The following is a 16,629-nucleotide window of genomic DNA, read 5'->3' as shown; positions in this document are numbered from 1 at the left end:
TTCGCGGCCCCACCCCCCCCCCCCCCCCGCCCCCGCCCCCCCCACCCCCCCCCCCCCCCCCCCCCCCCCCCCCCCCCCCCCCCCCCCCCGGGGGGGCGGGGGCCCCCGCGGCGGTGTTCCGCCCGCCACCGGGGTCCGGCCGGGCCGCCGCGCTCGGGGAGGGGCGCAGGGCGACCCGGCCGGGAACCGGCCCACGCCCGGTCGGGGGTCGGGGACGCGGGCCGGTCCGGCCCTCGGGCGGTCGGCACCGAGGGCCTGCTGGAAATCTCAGGCGGCTTCCGGCGTGGGGCGCGGTTCTCGGCCGTTCACGTCCGAAGCGCACGGGTCGCACATCCCGCGCGGCCGCTCCGGGCGCCCGAGGCGGCGGTGCACCCGGCCGCGGATCACGTGGCCGCAGCGGGCGATCGGCCGTGCGCCACCGGTGCGCAGCTCCACCACGTGCCACACCGATTCCTGCTCCGAGGCCATGAACACCCGTGCCATCGATCGCTCCATTCGTTGTCGCCATCCCACTCCCGCCTGTGCAAGAACTATAAACCTGTGCATGCACAACGCGGCAAGATCTCCTTCGGGTGAAGCGGGGACAGGACAGGGCTCTGGCTAGGATTTGTGCATGCCCAGCACAGCCGACACACCTCGAGCGCGACAGCTCGGAGCGGAGCTGCGCGCAGCGCGCAAAGCAGCAGGTTTGTCCACCAGCGAACTGGGGACTCGGCTCGGGCGAAGCCACACCCATGTTTCCCGTTGGGAGAACGGCAAACTGACGCCGCGCGAGGCCGATGTCGGCGCCGTGCTGGGAATCCTCGGCGTCACCGGCGACGAGCGCGAACGCCTGTTGCAACTCGCCCGGGATGCCGGAGATCCGAACTGGGTAGCGCCAGGAGTCGGCAAACAGCTGACCGTGCTGACCGAGTACGAGCGCACCGCTCAGCGCATCACCGATGTCGAACCACTGCTCATCCCAGGACTGCTGCAGACCGGCAACTACGCACGTTCGATCATGCGCGGAGCGGGCGCCACCCGCGGCGAAGCGGACAAGCGCGTGACCTATCGACTGGGACGCCGAGATGTGCTCAGCCGCCGCACACCGGTCGCCTTGAACGCGATCATCGGTGAACACGCCCTCCGCTATCCGCCGTGCGAACCCGCCGTGATGGTCGAACAACTCCGACATCTCTCGGAGTGGGTTCAGCGGGACAACGTCGAGGCCCAGGTCCTGCCGCTCGGTGGCGGATATTCTCCCGCGCTCGAAGGCCCGTTCGTGCTGATCGAATTCAGTCGGGACAAGCCGGTGGTGCATCTCGAGCACTACCGCTCCAGTACGACCATCACCGATGCCAAGGACGTGCAGGACTACCAGAACGCAGCCGAGAGACTTCGCGGGATGGCGATGAGCCGCGAAGCCTCTGCGGCTCTCGTCGCTGAGATCACCGATCAGATGGAGAAAGAGAAATGAGCAAGGCCTTCCGCTGGCGGAAATCGAGCTACAGCGGCAACCAGACCAACTGCGTCGAGATCGGGCGCGCGGACGGCCGGGCCGCCATCCGCGACACCAAGAATCGCGCGGCCGGGTACTTGGTCACCGATCTTCCGCGGTGGTCCGAGTTCCTCACCGCGGTGAAGACCGGGCGCTACGACCGCTGACACCACGGACGGCCTCGGTGGTGGCCCCGGCTCGCGGGGTCACCAGCCGAGCTCGCCGTCCGGCTCCTGGAAGGTGCCGGTGGGGCCGCGGCCCGGTGGTGGCCATCCCGTTCACGACTTCGGCGCTCTCCTCGACGGGACGTCCGCCGCCGGTGGCGGTGCGGCCGGTGGCTGGTCGATCGCCGCCGCGCAGCGGCGCCCCAGGTCGGCGACCGCGGCGCGCAGCTCCGGCGGCCCGACCACCTCGAAGTCCACCCCGAACCGCGCGATCGCCACCGCCAGCCCGGACCACGACCAGGAACCGGCCAGCAACCGGCAGCGGCCCTCGTCGAGCGGTTCCACCAGGTCGTCCGACAGGAACTCGGCGACCTCCTCCGCCGGTCGGTGCAGCACCACCTCCCCGCGGCACGGCCAGCCCTGCGCGCCCCGGAACTTCTCGGTGATGAACCGCGCCACGTCGCCCCCGGGCACCTCGCGCGGCGCGAAGCGCGGCCCCGTCGGCGTGCGCGGCGCGATCCGGTCGGCGCGGAAGGTGCGCCAGTCCGCCCGGTCCAGGTCCCACGCCACCAGGTACCAACGCCCGCCCCAGGTGATCAGGTGGTGCGGCTGCACCCGCCGCGGCGGTCCCTCCCGCCTCGGGTGCAGGTAGTCGAAGCGCAGCTCCTCGCGGGCGTGCACCGCGGCGCTGAGCGCCACCAGCACGCCGCGCTCCACCCGCACCCGCGCCTCCGGCTGCGGAACCGCGGTCACCCGGACCGTGTCCACGCGGTGCCGCAGCCGGGCGGGCAGCACCTGGCGGATCGTGTGCAGCGCGCGCTGCGCCGCCTCCTCCAGCCCCGCCCCCGAGGTGCCGGCGAGCTGGAGCGCGAGGGTGAGCGCCACGGCCTGGTCGTCGTCGAACAGCAGCGGCGGCAACTCGCTGCCCGCGCCCAGCCGGTAACCGCCGTCCGGCCCCTTGATCGCCGCGATCGGATAACCGAGCTCCCGCAACCGGTCCACGTCGCGGCGCACCGTGCGCGGGCTGACGTCGAGGCGTTCGGCGAGCAGCGCGCCCGGCCAGTCCCGGCGGGCCTGCAGCAGGGACAGCAACGACAGCAACCGCGCGGAGGTCTTCGGCACGACCCCATAGTGCCCGGAGAAGCGGACGCGTCCTGGCCGCTACCGGTGTCAAGGTGGGGCCCACGACGACGAAGCACCACCGGAAGGACCACCGTGACCACCACCCTCGACGCCGAGCGCGCCGACCTGCTCGCCGAGCTCGACGCCGCCCGCACGGCGCTGATCACCACCACCGACGGGCTGGACGACGAGCAGCTCGGGCTGCGGCCGACGGTCAGCGAGCTGTGCCTGGGCGGTCTGATCAAGCACGTGACGTCCGTGGAGCGCAACTGGGTGCGCTTCATCCTCGAAGGCACCTCCGCGATGGCCGTCGAACTGCCCGACGGCGTCACCTGGGAGGACCTGATGGCGGGGACGGCGACGACGCTGCCGCAGCGCATGATCGAGTTCCAGGAGGAGTTCCGGATGCGGCCCGGCGACACCCTCGCCGACGTCCTCGCCCGCTACCAGGAGGTCGCCGCGCGCACCGCGGAGGTCGTGTCCGCGCTGCCCGACCTGAACGTCGCGCACCCGCTGCCGGAGGTGCCGTGGAACCCGCCGGGCGAGGTGCGCAGCGCGCGCCGGGTGCTGATCCACGTGATCGCCGAGACGACCCAGCACGCCGGGCACGCCGACATCCTGCGGGAGACCATCGACGGCCGCCGCGGCTTCTGATCCCTCCCGCGAACAGGACACGAGATGACCGTCCTCGGAACCCGCGCGCTCAACCGCGCGACGCTCGCCCGGCAACTGCTGCTGGACCGCGCCGACCTGCCGGTGGCGGCGGCCGTGGCGCACCTGTGCGGGATGCAGGCGCAGGAACCGCAGGCCCCGTTCGCGGGACTGTTCGCCCGGCTGCGCGGATTCGACCCCGGAGAGCTCTCCGACCTGCTGGTGCGGCGGAGGCTGGTGCGCACGCACCTGATGCGCCGCACCGTGCACCTGCTCACCGCCGAGGACGCGCTCGGCTGGCGGTCCCGGCACGACGCGATGCTGCGGCAGCGCGGCCTCGCGGCCTACCGCCGCGACTTCGACGGGATCGACCTGGACGAGCTGGCCGCCGCGGGCCGGGCGGCGCTCGCCGACGGCGAACCGCGGACGATGGCCGAACTGGCCGGGGCGCTCACCGACCGCTGGCCGGGCCCGTCCCGGCGGGCGCTGGGCGAAGTGCTGGTGGCGGCGCTGGTCCCAGCGGTGCAGCTCCCGCCGCGCGGGTTGTGGCGCAGCGGTGGCGGGGTGCGGGTGGTGCCGCTCGCGGACTGGCTGGGTCGCGAGGTCGACCCGCCGTCGCCGCCGGGTTCCGATCCGGTGGGGCGGGAGCTGGTGCGCCGCTACCTGGCCGCGTTCGGCCCGGCGGCGACCGCCGACGTGCGCGCCTGGTCGGGGCTCGCCGGGCTGCCGGGCGCGGTGGCCGAGCTTCGCCCGGAACTGGTGTCGTTCCGCGACGAGCGGGGCCGCGAGCTGCTCGACCTGCCGGACGCACCGCGCCCCGACCCGGACGTGCCCGCACCGGTGCGGTTCCTGCCCGCGTTCGACAACGCGGTCCTCGGCTATCACGACCGGAGCCGGATCGTGGCCGACGAGCACCGCGGCCTGTCCGTGGCGGGCGAGCGGGTGGTGCTGGTCGACGGCAGGGTCGCGGGAACCTGGCGGGCGGAGGCGGACGCGCTGCGGGTCGATCCGCTGCGCCGCCTCACCGCCGCCGAACGGTCCGCCGTCGCCGACGAGGGCCGGGAGCTCGCGCTGTTCCTCTCGGCCGGACAGCACGACGACGTGCACCTCCCCAGGTGAGCGGCCCGCTCGACCAGCGCCACGGGGCGAACGGGCCGCTCACCTGACATCCAGAGGTGGTCCAAGCCGCTTCGCATCCCGTGGTGACGCCGGAACCCGTCGAGGGGTAAGGAAGAAGCATGGAGATCACGATCGACGAGAACGGCGTCGTGGTGCTGCTGGACAGCGCGCCCCCGCCCGAGGTGCACGAGACGGTCCGGGCGGCCGCGGCCGGGTGCCCGGCAGCGGCGATCCGGGCCCGCGGATGAGCGCCGGGCGCATCGCGGTGATCGGCGCCTCCGCCGCCGGGCTCACCGCGGCGGAGCAACTGCGCCGCAGCGGCTGGGACGGGGAGATCGCACTGGTCGGCGCGGAACCGCACCTGCCCTACGACCGGCCGCCGCTGTCCAAGCAGGTGCTGTCCGGCGCGTGGGAACCGGACCGCACCGGGCTGCGCGCCGCCGACGCGCTCGACGGGCTCGACCTGGACCTGCGGCTGGGTACCCGGGCGACCGGGCTGGACGTGGCCGATCGCCGGGTGCTGCTCGGCGCGGACGCGCTGGACTGCGACGGGGTGATCATCGCGACCGGTGTCGCGGCCCGCGCGCTGCCGGAGCAGTCGCCGGGGGCGCACGTGCTGCGCACCCTCGACGACGCGCTGGCGCTGCGCGCACCGCTGGCGTTCCCCGGGCGGCGGCTGGTCGTCGTCGGCGCCGGGGTGCTCGGCGTCGAGGTCGCCGCGGTCGCCCGCGAACTCGGGCACGAGGTGGTGCTGGTCGCGCCGGAACCGGTGCCGATGGAACGCGCCATCGGCGCCGAAGCGGGCGCGCTGCTGGCCGCCGCGCACCGGGCGCACGGCGTCGAGCTGCGGCTCGGCGAATCCGTCGCCGGGCTCGTCCACGACGAGGGCCGCACCCGCGGCGTGCGGCTGGCCGGTGGCGAGGAGATCACCGGGGACGCGGTGCTGGTCGCGATCGGCTCCACACCGGCCGTGGACTGGCTTGCCGACAGCGGGCTGGACCTCGCCGACGGCGTCGGCTGCGACGAGTTCTGCGCGGCGGCCCCCGGTGTCTACGCGGCCGGGGACGTGGCGCGCTGGCCGCACCCGGTGCTGGGCCGCCCGGTCCGGGTGGAGCACCGGATGAACGCCACCGAGCAGGGCATGGCGGCCGCGCGGAACCTGCTGGCCGAACTGGACCCGGAGCGCTTCGGGGAGCGGAGCCCGTTCGCCCCGGTGCCGTATTTCTGGTCCGACCAGTACCGGTTCAAGGTGCAGGCGTTCGGCGACCTGGCCGAACCGGACGAGGTGCGGCTGCGCGTGCTCGACGGCGCCGATCCGGCGGCGCCGAAGGTCGCGGCCCTCTACCGCCGTGGCAGCACGGCCTGCGGGGCGCTCACCATCGGTGTGCCCCCGAAACCCACCCGCACGCTCCGGACCCTGGTCGCCGACCCGCGGCCGTGGGACGAGGCCGTCACCGCGCTGGAGGCCGTCCCCACCTGATCCCGCCCCGGGGACGGCGAACGGGAGGCGCACCGGCCAGCACCTCGCGCACGTCCCGCACCGGCAACGGCCGCGACCGGTTCGTCACCGACCTCGGCGACCTGGGAGATCGAGCAGCCCGGCGCACCGTCCTCCCCCGTGCGGTGACCAGCACCCGCCCGGCCGGACGACCCCCTCGCGGACCGCGTCCGGCCGGGCGAGGGCGAGCCGTGCCGACGATCCCGTGCCGGTAGCATCTCCCTGGTCAACGGTGTTCGTCAGCACCCATGCGCGCGCCGGCGTCGGCCGGATTCAGCGGGGTCTGCACCGAAACAACGCTATTGGAGCATTCTCGAATGACCCGCCACCTGGTAACCAGTGCGCTCCCGTACATCAACGGCATCAAGCACCTGGGCAACATGGTCGGCTCCATGCTCCCCGCCGACGTCTACTCCCGGTACTTGCGCCAGCGCGGGCACGAGGTGCTCTACATCTGCGCCACCGACGAGCACGGCACCCCGGCCGAGCTGGCCGCCGCCGACGCCGGGCTGCCGGTCGCGGAGTTCTGCGAGCAGCAGCACCGGGCGCAGGCCGAGATCTACCGCGGTTTCGAGCTCTCCTTCGACCACTTCGGACGCACCTCCTCGGAGCAGAACCGCGAGATCACCCAGCACTTCGCGCGGAAGCTGCACGAGCACGGCTTCATCGAGCAGCAGTCGATCCGGCAGGTCTACTCGCCCGCCGACGGCCGGTTCCTGCCGGACCGCTACATCATCGGCACCTGCCCGCACTGCGGCTACGAGAAGGCCCGCGGCGACCAGTGCGAGAACTGCACCCGGGTGCTCGACCCGACCGACCTCGTGGAACCGCGGTCGGCGATCAGCGGCAGCACCGAACTGGAGGTCCGCGAGACCAAGCACCTGTTCCTCACCCAGTCGAAGCTGACCGACGAGGTGGAGGGCTGGCTGGACGAGGCGAGCGGCGAGTGGCCGAACCTGTCCTCCTCCATCGCCCGGAAGTGGATCACCGAGGGGCTGCGGGACCGCTCCATCACCCGCGACCTCGACTGGGGCGTCCCGGTGCCCGCCGACACCTGGCCGGAGCTGGCCGCCGAGGGCAAGGTCTTCTACGTCTGGTTCGACGCGCCGATCGGCTACATCGGCGCCACCAAGGAGTGGTCCGACCTGGCGCCGGGCGAGCGGGACTGGAAGTCCTGGTGGTACGAGGCCGAGGACGTCACCTACACCGAGTTCATGGCCAAGGACAACGTCCCGTTCCACACCGTGATGTTCCCGGCGACCGAGCTGGGCACCCGCGAGCCGTGGAAGATGGTCGACTTCGTCCAGTCGTTCAACTGGCTGACGTACTACGGCGGGAAGTTCTCCACCAGCGACCAGCGCGGCATCTTCACCGACCAGGCACTGGAGCTGCTGCCCGCCGACTACTGGCGCTACTTCCTCATCGCGAGCGCGCCGGAGTCCGACGACTCCTCGTTCTCCTGGGAGCTGTTCGCCTCGGTGGTGAACAAGGACCTCGCCGACACCCTCGGCAACTTCGTGAACCGGGTGTTGTCGTTCTCCCGCAAGCGGTTCGGCGACCAGGTGCCCGCCGGGGACGCCGCCGGGGAACCGGAGCGGCGGCTCGCCGCGGAGATCGGCGGGCTGCTCGCCGACTACCAGACCCACCTGGAGGCCAAGCAGTTCCGCAAGGCCGCCCAGGCGCTGCGGTCCATGTGGAGCGCGGGCAACTCCTACCTGGAGGAGAAGGCGCCCTGGATCCAGATCCGCACCGACCAGGACGCGGCCGCGCTGACGCTGCGCACCGCGATGAACCTGATCTACCTGTACGCGGTGGTGTCCGAACCGCTGGTCCCGGGCGCGGCGAAGGCGATGCGCGCGGCGTTCGCCTCCGACGACCCGCAGCGCAGCTGGGTGTCGGTCGAGGAGGCGCGGTCCTTCGAGCTCGTCCCGGCGGGCACCGACTTCACCATCCCGCCGGTGCTGTTCGCGAAGGTCACCGAGGACGACCTGGCGGACTACCGGGCCCGTTTCGGCGGCGCCCCCGACGAGAGCTGACCCGCGCGGACGACGCCACGAACGGCCCACCAGCCCGGCAGGATCGGGTGGGTGGGCCGTTCTCATGCGGTCGGTGGTTCCCTCGCGGCGACGGCGCGCCGGCTGTCAGCTGTGCCCGAGCTCCGACGGCGTTCCGGCGGCCGACGGCGTTCGGGCGGTCAGAGGCGCTCCGACGGCCGCCATCGCTCCGGCCGTCAGCGGCGTTCGGGCGGGGTGAGGTCGGCGACCGGGCCGACGATGATCACCGCGGGCGGGGCGACGTCGTGGGCGCGGACCGCGTCGGCGGCCTCGGCGAGCGTGGTGCGCACCGCCCGCTGGGTGCGCATGGTCCCCTCCTGCACGATCGCGACCGGCGACTTCGGGTCGCGGCCGTGCTCGATCAGCACCGCGGCGAACTCGCCGATGCGCTTGACCGCCATCATCAGCACCAGCGTGCCGCGCAGCCGCGCCAGCGCGGGCCAGTCCACCAGCGAGGTCTCGTCGTGCGGGCCGACGTGCCCGGACACCACCACGACCTCGTGCGCCACCCCGCGGTGCGTGACCGGCACGTCGGCCGCGGCGGGCACGGAGAACGCGCTGGTGATGCCGGGGACCGAGGTGACCGGCACCCCGGCGGCCACGCAGGCCAGCAGTTCCTCGTAGCCGCGGCCGAACAGGTACGGGTCGCCGCCCTTGAGGCGCACCACGAACTTCCCGGCGCGCGCGTGCTCCACCAGCAGTTCGTTGATCACGTCCTGGTTGGCGGCGCGGCCGTACGGGATCTTGGAGGCGTCCACGACCTCCACGTGCGGGCCGAGCTCCTCCAGCAGCTCGCGCGGGGCCAGCCGGTCGGTGATCACCACGTCGGCCCGGCCGAGCAGCTGCCTGCCGCGCACCGTGATCAGGTCCGGGGCGCCGGGGCCGCCGCCGACGAGCGCGACGCCCGGTGCGGGCCGCTCCGCGTGCTCGTCCACGACCCCGGAGCGCAGCGCGGTGACCAGCGCGTCCCGCACCGCGGCGGAACGCCGGTGCGCTCCCCCGGCGAGCACGCCGAGCAGCAGCCCGCCGTGCTCGGCGACGGCCGGGGTCACCGCGGTGCCCTGCGCGGCGTCGTCGGCGCGCACGCAGAACACCCGGCGGCGCTCGGCTTCGGCGGAGACGGCGGCGTTGACCTCGTGGCCCGTCGCGCACGCCACCGCGTACCAGGCGCCGTCCAGATCGCCGTCCGCGTACGGCCTGCGGTGCCAGGTGATCTCCCCGGTCTGGGCCATCGCCTCGACCGCGGGCGTCGCCTCCGGCGAGATGACCTCCACGCGCGCGCCCGCGCCGATCAGCCGGGGCACGCGCCGCTGCGCGACGCCGCCCGCACCGACCACCACCACCCGCCTGCCGGTGAGGTCGAGTCCCGCGAAGTAGTGGTGTTCGCCCGAGGTGTGCTGCGCAGATGAGTGCGTGGTCATGCCGTCCGTCGTTCGTGTCGATGTTCACCGCGGCGCCGTTGCCGTGGCCTGAGCGCGGGACGCCGCTGCGTCACCTCGACCCGTCGCCGGGTCCGATCCGCCGGGGCGGGGCGCCTGCCGAGCGCGGCGCCGGACCATCCTGCCACGGGGAGCCGCCGGGGCCGCCGCCGAACGATCCGGGGGGCGCCTCGACCGACCGCAGTATCGTCACCCGCCCCGGAACGGAGGTCAAACCTGCGGTGACCTCTCTCACCAGCGCAACCGCCTCCCGGACCGCTTTGCCGCGCGGTCCTCGGCGGCGCATCCTGGGGACAGGCGAACCAGGGAGGCGGCCATGCACGCGAACCGGACGCTCACACTGGACATGCAGGTCGTCGAAGCCGGCATGAAGACCACCGCGGACGTCGGGATGGTCACCGGCGACGGCAGGGCGCTGCACGGGCACGGCGCCGCGCGGCGGCACCCGGACGACCCGGACGTCCCGCAGATCGGAGATGAGATCGCGCTCGCCAGGGCGCTGTTCGAACTCGGCCACAAGCTGCTCGACACCGCCGCGGAGGACATCGGCACCCGCCAGCACCGGCGCGTGCACCTCATGGCGTGAGGTCGCGGTCCCCGGTGCTCCCGGGGCGACGATCCGGCCGTCAGCCGCGCACGCCGGGGATCCATTCGGTGTGCACGGCCCGGCAGGCCGGTTCGTCCTGGACGGCGGCGCGCAGCGGTGCCGCGTCGTCCGTGCCGACGAGGGCCACGGTGCGGCCCCCGGCCGCCAGTTCGGCGGCGGCGAGCGCACCTTCCTCGGCGGACCCGACGCGGCGGGTCACGGCGCCCGGGTGCAGCAGGTCGCGGATCAGCTCCAGCTCCGGCGCCCCGCCGACGACAGCGGCGGCGTGGCGCAGTTCCGCGTCCGCGCGCGGGGTGCGCAGGTCCGCCAGCCCCGGGCCGAGACCGATCGTGGTGATCCGGCCGCGCGGGCGGATCCGGGCGGCGGCGACGGTGACGCCGTCGGCGCCCAGCTTCGGCACGACCAGCCGCACCTCGGCGTCCTCCCCGGCGAGCTCGCGGGCGGCGCGCAGCGCGGCGGCCTCCGCGACGGACGCGGTGCCCACCTCGGCCCGCACCCGTTCGCTCGGGTTCGGCACGTCCTCCTCTGCGAGCTCGGCCGCCGGGTAGGAGCGCAGCGGTAGCTCCTCGGCGTCCGCCGAGTGCCAGAAACCCAGGTCCTGCACCGCGTCCAGGATGCCGCGCTCCTCCGCCTTCGCCTCCGCGGTGGCGAACGCCCGGATCGCGCGCGGGTCCAGCCCGTGCTCCCGGTCGAGCCGGGACATCAGCCCGGTCACCGCGGTCCGCGACACGCCCCGCACGGCACCGACGCCCACCACCAGCGTCGGCGGGATCAACCGCACCACGCGGTCGCCGAGATCTTCCCCGGGCCGCCGGTCGTCGACCACCACCGTCCAGACCGGATCCTCCCGGTCCGGCGACACGTTCTCCGGCAGCGCGGGGAGCGGGAACCCGTGCGGGTTCACCAGCAGCACCGGTTCCTCGTCGTCGATCGCCCGAGCGCACCCGGCGAGATCACCGTCCGCGGTGGCCCCGAGCCGGTCCACGAGCTCGTCCAGCTCGGTGGCCGCCGCGCCCGCGGTGAGCACCGGGATCCGCCCCAGCACCTCCGCGATCCGCGGCGCGATCGCCTGCGCCCCACCGGAGACGGTGACGGCGAAGTGCTCGTCCACGCACACCACCTCCGGATCGGTGCGTTCGGCGCGCAGCAGCGGCGCGATCAGCCGCACCGCCGCGCCCACCGGCAGGAACAGCACCACCCCGTCCAGCGAGGACCACATCCGGCGCAGCGCCGGGCCCGGCCCGCCGTCGACCAGCACCGCGTCCGGCCCCCACCGGGCGGCCAGCTCGTTCGCGGTGCGCTGCTCCTGCGGGGTGCGCGGGAACAGACCGATCACGAGTCGGCCTTGCGGTGCCCGGACACCAGCACCACCGGTGCCGTGGGTTCCAGCTTGGAGCCGCCGTCGGCGAGCTCCACCAGCCTGCTGGCGGCCAGCTGCACCCCGCGGACCTGGTAGCCCGCGGTGCGCAACGCCTCCCGGGTCGGCCCGACTCGCTCCAGCTCGGTCAGCTCCACCACGATCCGCGCCGCGCCCGCGTGCGCGCAGGCCGCGACCACGTCCGGACCGCCACCGCCGACGAACACGCCGTCCGGTTTCGGCAGGTCCCGCAACGAGTCCGGCGCGGCCCGCTCCACGACCCGCACGTCCACGCCGTGCCCGGCGGCGTTGGTGATCAGCCGCACCACCTGGGTCTCGTCGGACTCGACGGCGATCGTGGCGGCGCCGAGCCGGGCGCACTCGACGGCGACCGAACCGGAGCCGGCGCCGACGTCCCAGATCAGCGCGCCGGGGCGGGCCGCGAGATCCGCCAGCGCCACCGCCCGCACCTCGGCGGGCGTCACTTCGCCGTCGCGGTGCGAGAACTCGTCCTCGGACAGCGCCCAGCCGTTCGCGGGCGGCAGGACCTCACCGCCGGCGAGCCAGCCCCGGGCGCCGACCTCCTTCGGTTCCGCCGCGCACAGCACCACCGCGTCCGGGCGCCAGCTGCGCTGCGCGGCCTCCTCCGGGGTGGCGGTGGTGATCTTCTCGCCCTCGCCGCCGAGGTCTTCGCCGACGACGAGCGTGCGCCGCCAGCCGGTCAGCCCGGAAGCCAGCCGCGCCGGGCCGGCCCCCGGGCCGCTGAGCACCAGCACCGCCGGTCGCGCCCGGCACAGGTTCAGCACGCGGGGCAGGTCGTCCTCGCTCGCCGCCGCCACCGGCACCGAGTCCCACGGCCTGCCGAGGCGGGCCATCAGCCGGGCCACGTTCGGCGCGGCCGGGGTGACGGCGCAACGCACCCCGCGCTCCCGCAACTCCCGCAGCACGCCGAAGAAACCAGGATCGCCGTCGACAAGCACGACCCCGGTCTCCTCGCCCGCCAGCGAGGTCAGCGCGCCCAGCGCCTGGCTCCACTGCGCGAGGTCCAGCGACCGGGCCTGTTGCGGGGCGTGCGCGTCGAGGTGTCTGCGCGAGCCCACCACGAGCCGCGCCGAACCCAGCACCTCGGCGGCGCCCGCGGGCAGCTCCGCCCCGTCGATCCCGATCACCGTGACCGTCACGTCTTCCACCTCGTCCTGCCACGCCGCTGCACCGGCCGGGCTCGCGGATCACGAGCCCGGTTCACCTTGCCACGTCTGGGGATGCGCTCGCGCTCAGCTCGACGCGTCACCCTTGTTCTTGGTCGACTTCGCGCCCCCGGTGCGGGTCCGGGTGCCCGCGGTCTTGGTCTGCGCCTTCGTCTGCGCCTTCGTTTGGGCCTTGGTCTGCGACTTCGCCCGGGTGCGGGTCTTCGCGGTGGCGCGGGGGGTGCCGGTGGTCTCCGCCGCCGAGGTGCGCGCGGTGCCCTCGGTCCCGGTCTGCTCGCCGGTCGCGGCTGCCGGCTCGGCGCCGCCGTCCGATCCGGTGCTCTCGTCCCCCTTGCCGGACGAACCGGCCGCTCCGGTCCCGGTACCGGAGTCGCGGACGACCGCGAGCGCGGGCCGCGCCGGTTCGCCCACTTCGGAGTCCGCGGTGGCCGGGTCCGGTGCGGCGGTCTCCGCCACGCGCACCGGCGCCTCGGTGCCCTCGGGTTCCGGGGATGCCGCGGTGGTCTCGGGCGCCGCGGCGGCCGCCGGTGCGGTCTCGGCTTCCGGCCCGCCCCCGAACAGCTCCGGCTGCGCCGGGTCCTCGGTGCGCCGCTGCCGCGCCTGCCCCCGGGCGGCACCGCGAGCGGCCTCCTGCCACTCCCGCACCGCCCACCAGGCGATGTTCGGCACCGCGGTCGCACCGTCGGAACCGCGCCCGGGCACCGGGTCGGGCGCGGGCGCCGCCGGCTCGGCCGCCGGTTCGGGCTGCGGGCGCTCGACGGCGGGGCCGGTGCCCACGTGGAACGCCGCACGCGAGCCGGGGACGTCCTCCTGGTCGGAGCCGGAGCGCTCGGCCGCGTCGTGCCGCCGCGCCGACCGGTAGCCGCGGCGGCGCCCGGAGGTCTCGGTCCGGCGGTAGCCGGACTCGCCGTAGCCGCGGGACCGGCCGCTCGCGCCGAGCGCCTTGCCGACGAGGAACAGCGCGGTGCTCCACAGCTTGCGCTGCTTCACCGCCTGCTCCAGCTCGCCGACGGTGGTGCTCAGCAGCACCTCGTCCGGCCAGCTCACCTTGTAGGCGACGAGCACGGGCACCTCGTCGGCGCAGCCACCGGCGCGCAGCTCCTCCACCAGCTGGGCCGCGCGGGAGGCGGGCAGCGTCACCGCCATCGTCGCCTGGTGCCGCGCCAGTTCGCGCACCTGCTCGGCGTCCGGGTTCCCGGCGCCGAGGCGGGTGACCAGCACGGATCGCGCGGTGTCCGCGGTGGTCAGCTCGCGGCCGACGGCCGCGGCGGCGGCGGAGAAGCCGTTGACGCCGGGCACGATCTCCACGTCCAGCTCCATCTTGGCGCAGGCGTCGTGCTGCTCCTGCACGGAACCCCACAGCGCCGGGTCACCGGCGTGCAGCCGCACGACCCGCAGCTCGTCCCGCTCGGCGCGGCGGTACACCTCGACCGCCTGCTCGTGGGTGAGCTGGGAGGAGTCGAGCAGCTCCGCGTCGGGGCTCGCGTGCTCCCGCACGCATTCGGGGGCGAGCACGCTGGCGGACCACACCACGACGTCGGCTTCGGCGATGCGTCGCGCGGCGCGGACCGTGATGAGGTCCGCGGCGCCGGGTCCGGCACCGATGAACGAGATCCGGCCACTCACTGTTCGCTCTCCTCTTCCGCGTCACCGGTACGGCTCGCCGCGCCGAACCGTCCACATCGGACCACACCGAGGGAGGGGGCACCGGCTCGATGGCCAGGTCGGGCGGGGGATCGACCGGTCCGCTGGCACCGGAACCCCGTCGCCCACCGTGGCCGCACAGGTGACGACCGTACCTGTTGATCGCGGCGGGCTACACGGCCGTACCCGCACCGCCCGTCACCGTCCGGGAACAGCGGGTCACGAACCGCGACACCGCCTCCGGCGCACCGGCCGGATGGGTGTGCAGGTAGGAGGCGTGCAGCCCCCCGCGCACGAATCCTTCCGCGACGGCCGCGCCGTCCCGCCAGTACCAGGCGGGCTGCCCGCCGCTGCCCGGTTCGAGCCGGGTGCGGTGGAATTCGTGGCCGGTGAACCGGGTTCCGGCGCTGCTCAGCGCGGAGTCGGTGGCGGCGACGGCGTCCCGGTAACCGAGGGTGAGCCGCGGTGACATCTCCGCGCGCGCCGGGATCACCCCGCACAGCGGATGCCCGTCGAGCTCCTCGGCGAGGTACAGCAGCCCGCCGCACTCGGCGTGGATCGGGGCGCCGGTGGCCGCGAACCGGGTGATCTCCGCGCGCAGCGCGGAGTTCGCGGACAGCGCCGCGGCGTGCTGCTCGGGGAACCCGCCGGGCAGCACGAGCCCGCGGGTGCCCGCGGGCAGCTCCTCGTCGCGCAGCGGGTCGAGCACCGCGACCTCGGCTCCGGCGGCGGTGAGCAGTTCGACGTGCTCGGTGTACGCGAAGGTGAACGCGGGCCCGCCCGCCACGGCGATCACCGGGCGGTCCGGGACGGGCACCACTTCGGCGGCGGCGTCCCACGCGGGCCCGTCCAGGGCGGGGGCGCTGCGGGCGAGCGCGATCACCGCGTCCAGGTCCACCCCGGACTCGACCGCGTCCGACATGGCTTCGACGGCGTCGGTGGCGGCGCCGCCGTGCTCGGTGGCGGTGACCAGCCCGAGGTGCCGGGACGGGACGCTGAGCCCGCCGGTGCGGCCGAGCGCGCCGAGCACCGGCAGTCCCACCGAGTCCGCCGCGTCCCGCAACACCTGCTCGTGGCGCGGCGAACCGACCCGGTTGAGGATCACGCCGGCCAGCCGCACCCCGGGCTGGAAGCTGCGGAACCCGTGCAGCAGCGCGGCGATGCTCTGCGACTGCCCCTGCGCGTCGACGACGAGCACCACCGGGGCGCGCAGCAGGCCCGCGACGTGCGCGGTGGAGCCGAAGGCCGGTTCGTCGCCCGGACCCGGCCCGTCGATCTTGCCGTCGAACAGGCCCATCACGCCTTCGGCGACGGCCAGGTCGGCACCGGCGCTGCCGTGCCGGAACAGCGGCGCGATCCGCTCCTCCCCCACCAGCACCGGGTCCAGGTTCCGGCCGGGCAGCCCGGAGGCGACGTGGTGGTAGCCGGGGTCGATGTAGTCGGGGCCGACCTTGAACGGCGCGACCCGCAGCGACCGGCGGCGCAGCGCGCCGAGCAGACCGGTCGCCACCGTCGTCTTGCCCTGCCCCGAGCCGGGCGCGGCGATGACGACGCGCGGGCTCACCACTCGATGCCCTTCTGGCCCTTCTGCCCGGCGTCCATCGGGTGCTTGACCTTCGTGGTCTCCAGGACCAGGTCGGCGGCGTCGACGAGCTCCTGGGGGGCGTTGCGGCCGGTGATCACGACGTGCTGGTGGCCGGGCCGGTCGCGCAGCGTCCGGACGACTTCGCCGACGTCGATCCAGCCCCAGTGCAGCGGGTAGGTGAACTCGTCGAGGACGTACATGCCGTGCCGTTCCTCGCCGAGGCGGCGGGCGATCTCCCGCCAGCCTTCGAGCGCGGCGGCGGCGTGGTCCTCTTCGCTGCCCTGCTTGCGGGCCCAGGACCAGCCTTCGCCCATCTTGTGCCATTCGACGGGGCCGCCTTCACCGGTCTCGTCGTGCAGCTTGCCCAGGGCGCGGAACGCGCTCTCCTCGCCGACCTTCCACTTCGCCGACTTCACGAACTGGAACACCCCGATGGACCAGCCCTGGTTCCAGCCGCGCAGCGCGAGCCCGAAGGCGCTGGTGGACTTGCCCTTCATCTCCCCGGTGTGCACGAGCAGCAGCGGACGGTTGCGACGCTGCCGCGTAGTGAGACCGTCCTGCGGAACGACGTTCGGCTTTCCCTGAGGCATGACCCCAGACCCTAAGCCACCCCCCCGGCCCCCCCCCCCCCCCGGGGCCCCCCCCCCCCCCCCCCCCCCCCCCCAAACGAAATTTGTGAGTTTTTTAGGTTGTACCCGAAGCCC

General features: G+C 74.5%; 16 protein-coding genes. 8 read left to right on the top strand and 8 right to left on the bottom strand.

Annotated features, from left to right (window positions below; translation table 11 throughout):
• Positions 1 to 267 precede the first annotated feature (267 nt).
• Positions 268 to 483: a hypothetical protein gene (locus tag LCD35_RS28055; protein ID WP_224960427.1), complete on the bottom strand. Its 216-nt coding sequence runs from the start codon at positions 481 to 483 to the stop codon at positions 268 to 270.
• 130 nt (positions 484 to 613) lie between these two features.
• Here LCD35_RS28055 and LCD35_RS28050 point away from each other — a divergent pair, with 130 nt between their 5' ends.
• Together LCD35_RS28050 and LCD35_RS28045 are read left to right on the top strand one after the other, a co-directional pair.
• The gene (locus LCD35_RS28050; protein WP_224966115.1) at positions 614 to 1,456 is read left to right on the top strand and encodes a helix-turn-helix transcriptional regulator; all 843 of its coding nucleotides are present in this window, start codon (positions 614 to 616) and stop codon (positions 1,454 to 1,456) included.
• Complete coding sequence (locus LCD35_RS28045; protein ID WP_224960429.1) at positions 1,453 to 1,644, top strand: DUF397 domain-containing protein; 192 nt, start codon at positions 1,453 to 1,455, stop codon at positions 1,642 to 1,644. The genes LCD35_RS28050 and LCD35_RS28045 overlap by 4 nt, the downstream gene beginning before the upstream one ends.
• Before the next feature lie 111 nt (positions 1,645 to 1,755).
• On the opposite strand, the gene LCD35_RS28040 is transcribed toward LCD35_RS28045, so the two are convergent.
• A complete protein-coding gene (locus LCD35_RS28040; protein WP_224960430.1) occupies positions 1,756 to 2,763 on the bottom strand; it encodes a YafY family protein in 1,008 nt (335 codons plus the stop codon).
• Between the two features lie 93 nt (positions 2,764 to 2,856).
• Here LCD35_RS28040 and LCD35_RS28035 point away from each other — a divergent pair, with 93 nt between their 5' ends.
• From LCD35_RS28035 to metG, 5 genes are all read left to right on the top strand, one after another.
• Positions 2,857 to 3,417 (top strand): DinB family protein, encoded by a 561-nt coding sequence (locus LCD35_RS28035; protein WP_224960431.1) that lies wholly within the window; start codon positions 2,857 to 2,859, stop codon positions 3,415 to 3,417.
• A 24-nt stretch (positions 3,418 to 3,441) separates the two neighbouring features.
• Positions 3,442 to 4,533, top strand: a complete 1,092-nt coding sequence (locus LCD35_RS28030; protein ID WP_224978354.1) for a winged helix DNA-binding domain-containing protein — start codon at positions 3,442 to 3,444, stop codon at positions 4,531 to 4,533.
• Positions 4,534 to 4,652: 119 nt separating this feature from the next.
• The gene (locus tag LCD35_RS30215; protein ID WP_255615711.1) at positions 4,653 to 4,781 is read left to right on the top strand and encodes a hypothetical protein; all 129 of its coding nucleotides are present in this window, start codon (positions 4,653 to 4,655) and stop codon (positions 4,779 to 4,781) included.
• Positions 4,778 to 6,013: an NAD(P)/FAD-dependent oxidoreductase gene (locus LCD35_RS28025; RefSeq protein WP_224960434.1), complete on the top strand. Its 1,236-nt coding sequence runs from the start codon at positions 4,778 to 4,780 to the stop codon at positions 6,011 to 6,013. The genes LCD35_RS30215 and LCD35_RS28025 overlap by 4 nt, the downstream gene beginning before the upstream one ends.
• A gap of 335 nt (positions 6,014 to 6,348) precedes the next feature.
• Complete coding sequence (gene metG / locus LCD35_RS28020; protein WP_224960436.1) at positions 6,349 to 8,067, top strand: methionine--tRNA ligase; 1,719 nt, start codon at positions 6,349 to 6,351, stop codon at positions 8,065 to 8,067.
• Between the two features lie 194 nt (positions 8,068 to 8,261).
• Here the strand turns inward: metG and cobA are convergent, their stop codons facing one another.
• Positions 8,262 to 9,506 (bottom strand): uroporphyrinogen-III C-methyltransferase, encoded by a 1,245-nt coding sequence (cobA, locus tag LCD35_RS28015; RefSeq protein ID WP_224960438.1) that lies wholly within the window; start codon positions 9,504 to 9,506, stop codon positions 8,262 to 8,264.
• Positions 9,507 to 9,840: 334 nt separating this feature from the next.
• Between cobA and LCD35_RS28010 the strand changes: the two genes are divergently transcribed.
• Complete coding sequence (locus LCD35_RS28010) at positions 9,841 to 10,110, top strand: DUF1876 domain-containing protein (RefSeq protein ID WP_224960439.1); 270 nt, start codon at positions 9,841 to 9,843, stop codon at positions 10,108 to 10,110.
• Between the two features lie 40 nt (positions 10,111 to 10,150).
• Here LCD35_RS28010 and LCD35_RS28005 read toward each other — a convergent pair whose 3' ends face one another.
• From LCD35_RS28005 to cobO, 5 genes are all read right to left on the bottom strand, one after another.
• Positions 10,151 to 11,467 carry a cobalamin biosynthesis protein gene (locus tag LCD35_RS28005; protein WP_224960440.1) on the bottom strand — a complete coding sequence of 439 codons (1,317 nt, stop codon included), beginning with the start codon at positions 11,465 to 11,467 and terminating at the stop codon, positions 10,151 to 10,153.
• Positions 11,464 to 12,669, bottom strand: coding sequence for a bifunctional cobalt-precorrin-7 (C(5))-methyltransferase CbiE/decarboxylating cobalt-precorrin-6B (C(15))-methyltransferase CbiT (locus tag LCD35_RS28000; RefSeq protein WP_224966118.1), 1,206 nt, complete (start codon positions 12,667 to 12,669; stop codon positions 11,464 to 11,466). The genes LCD35_RS28005 and LCD35_RS28000 overlap by 4 nt, the downstream gene beginning before the upstream one ends.
• A 93-nt stretch (positions 12,670 to 12,762) precedes the next feature.
• A complete protein-coding gene (locus LCD35_RS27995) occupies positions 12,763 to 14,322 on the bottom strand; it encodes a cobalt-precorrin-4/precorrin-4 C(11)-methyltransferase (protein WP_225045207.1) in 1,560 nt (519 codons plus the stop codon).
• A 190-nt stretch (positions 14,323 to 14,512) separates the two neighbouring features.
• On the bottom strand, positions 14,513 to 15,904 hold the full coding sequence (locus LCD35_RS27990; RefSeq protein WP_224963244.1) for a cobyrinate a,c-diamide synthase: 1,392 nt from the start codon (positions 15,902 to 15,904) through the stop codon (positions 14,513 to 14,515).
• Positions 15,901 to 16,515, bottom strand: a complete 615-nt coding sequence (gene cobO, locus LCD35_RS27985; protein ID WP_224963240.1) for a cob(I)yrinic acid a,c-diamide adenosyltransferase — start codon at positions 16,513 to 16,515, stop codon at positions 15,901 to 15,903. The genes LCD35_RS27990 and cobO overlap by 4 nt, the downstream gene beginning before the upstream one ends.
• Positions 16,516 to 16,629: the final 114 nt, after the last annotated feature.

The sequence above is a fragment of the Saccharopolyspora sp. 6V genome, from assembly GCF_020176785.1.
Lineage (GTDB): Bacteria > Actinomycetota > Actinomycetes > Mycobacteriales > Pseudonocardiaceae > Saccharopolyspora_C > Saccharopolyspora_C gregorii.
This window is presented reverse-complemented; position numbering and strand designations above follow the sequence as displayed.

Excerpts from the sequence above, each read along its gene's own strand:
- cobO (WP_224963240.1), bottom strand. The coding sequence starts at position 16,515 with ATGCCTCAGGGAAAGCCGAACGTCGTTCCGCAGGACGGTCTCACTACG.
- metG (WP_224960436.1), top strand. The coding sequence starts at position 6,349 with ATGACCCGCCACCTGGTAACCAGTGCGCTCCCGTACATCAACGGCATC.
- cobA (WP_224960438.1), bottom strand. The coding sequence starts at position 9,506 with ATGACCACGCACTCATCTGCGCAGCACACCTCGGGCGAACACCACTAC.
- LCD35_RS28010 (WP_224960439.1), top strand. The coding sequence starts at position 9,841 with ATGCACGCGAACCGGACGCTCACACTGGACATGCAGGTCGTCGAAGCC.
- LCD35_RS28030 (WP_224978354.1), top strand. The coding sequence starts at position 3,442 with ATGACCGTCCTCGGAACCCGCGCGCTCAACCGCGCGACGCTCGCCCGG.
- LCD35_RS28045 (WP_224960429.1), top strand. The coding sequence starts at position 1,453 with ATGAGCAAGGCCTTCCGCTGGCGGAAATCGAGCTACAGCGGCAACCAG.
- LCD35_RS28055 (WP_224960427.1), bottom strand. The coding sequence starts at position 483 with ATGGCACGGGTGTTCATGGCCTCGGAGCAGGAATCGGTGTGGCACGTG.
- LCD35_RS28025 (WP_224960434.1), top strand. The coding sequence starts at position 4,778 with ATGAGCGCCGGGCGCATCGCGGTGATCGGCGCCTCCGCCGCCGGGCTC.
- LCD35_RS30215 (WP_255615711.1), top strand. The coding sequence starts at position 4,653 with ATGGAGATCACGATCGACGAGAACGGCGTCGTGGTGCTGCTGGACAGC.
- LCD35_RS28050 (WP_224966115.1), top strand. The coding sequence starts at position 614 with ATGCCCAGCACAGCCGACACACCTCGAGCGCGACAGCTCGGAGCGGAG.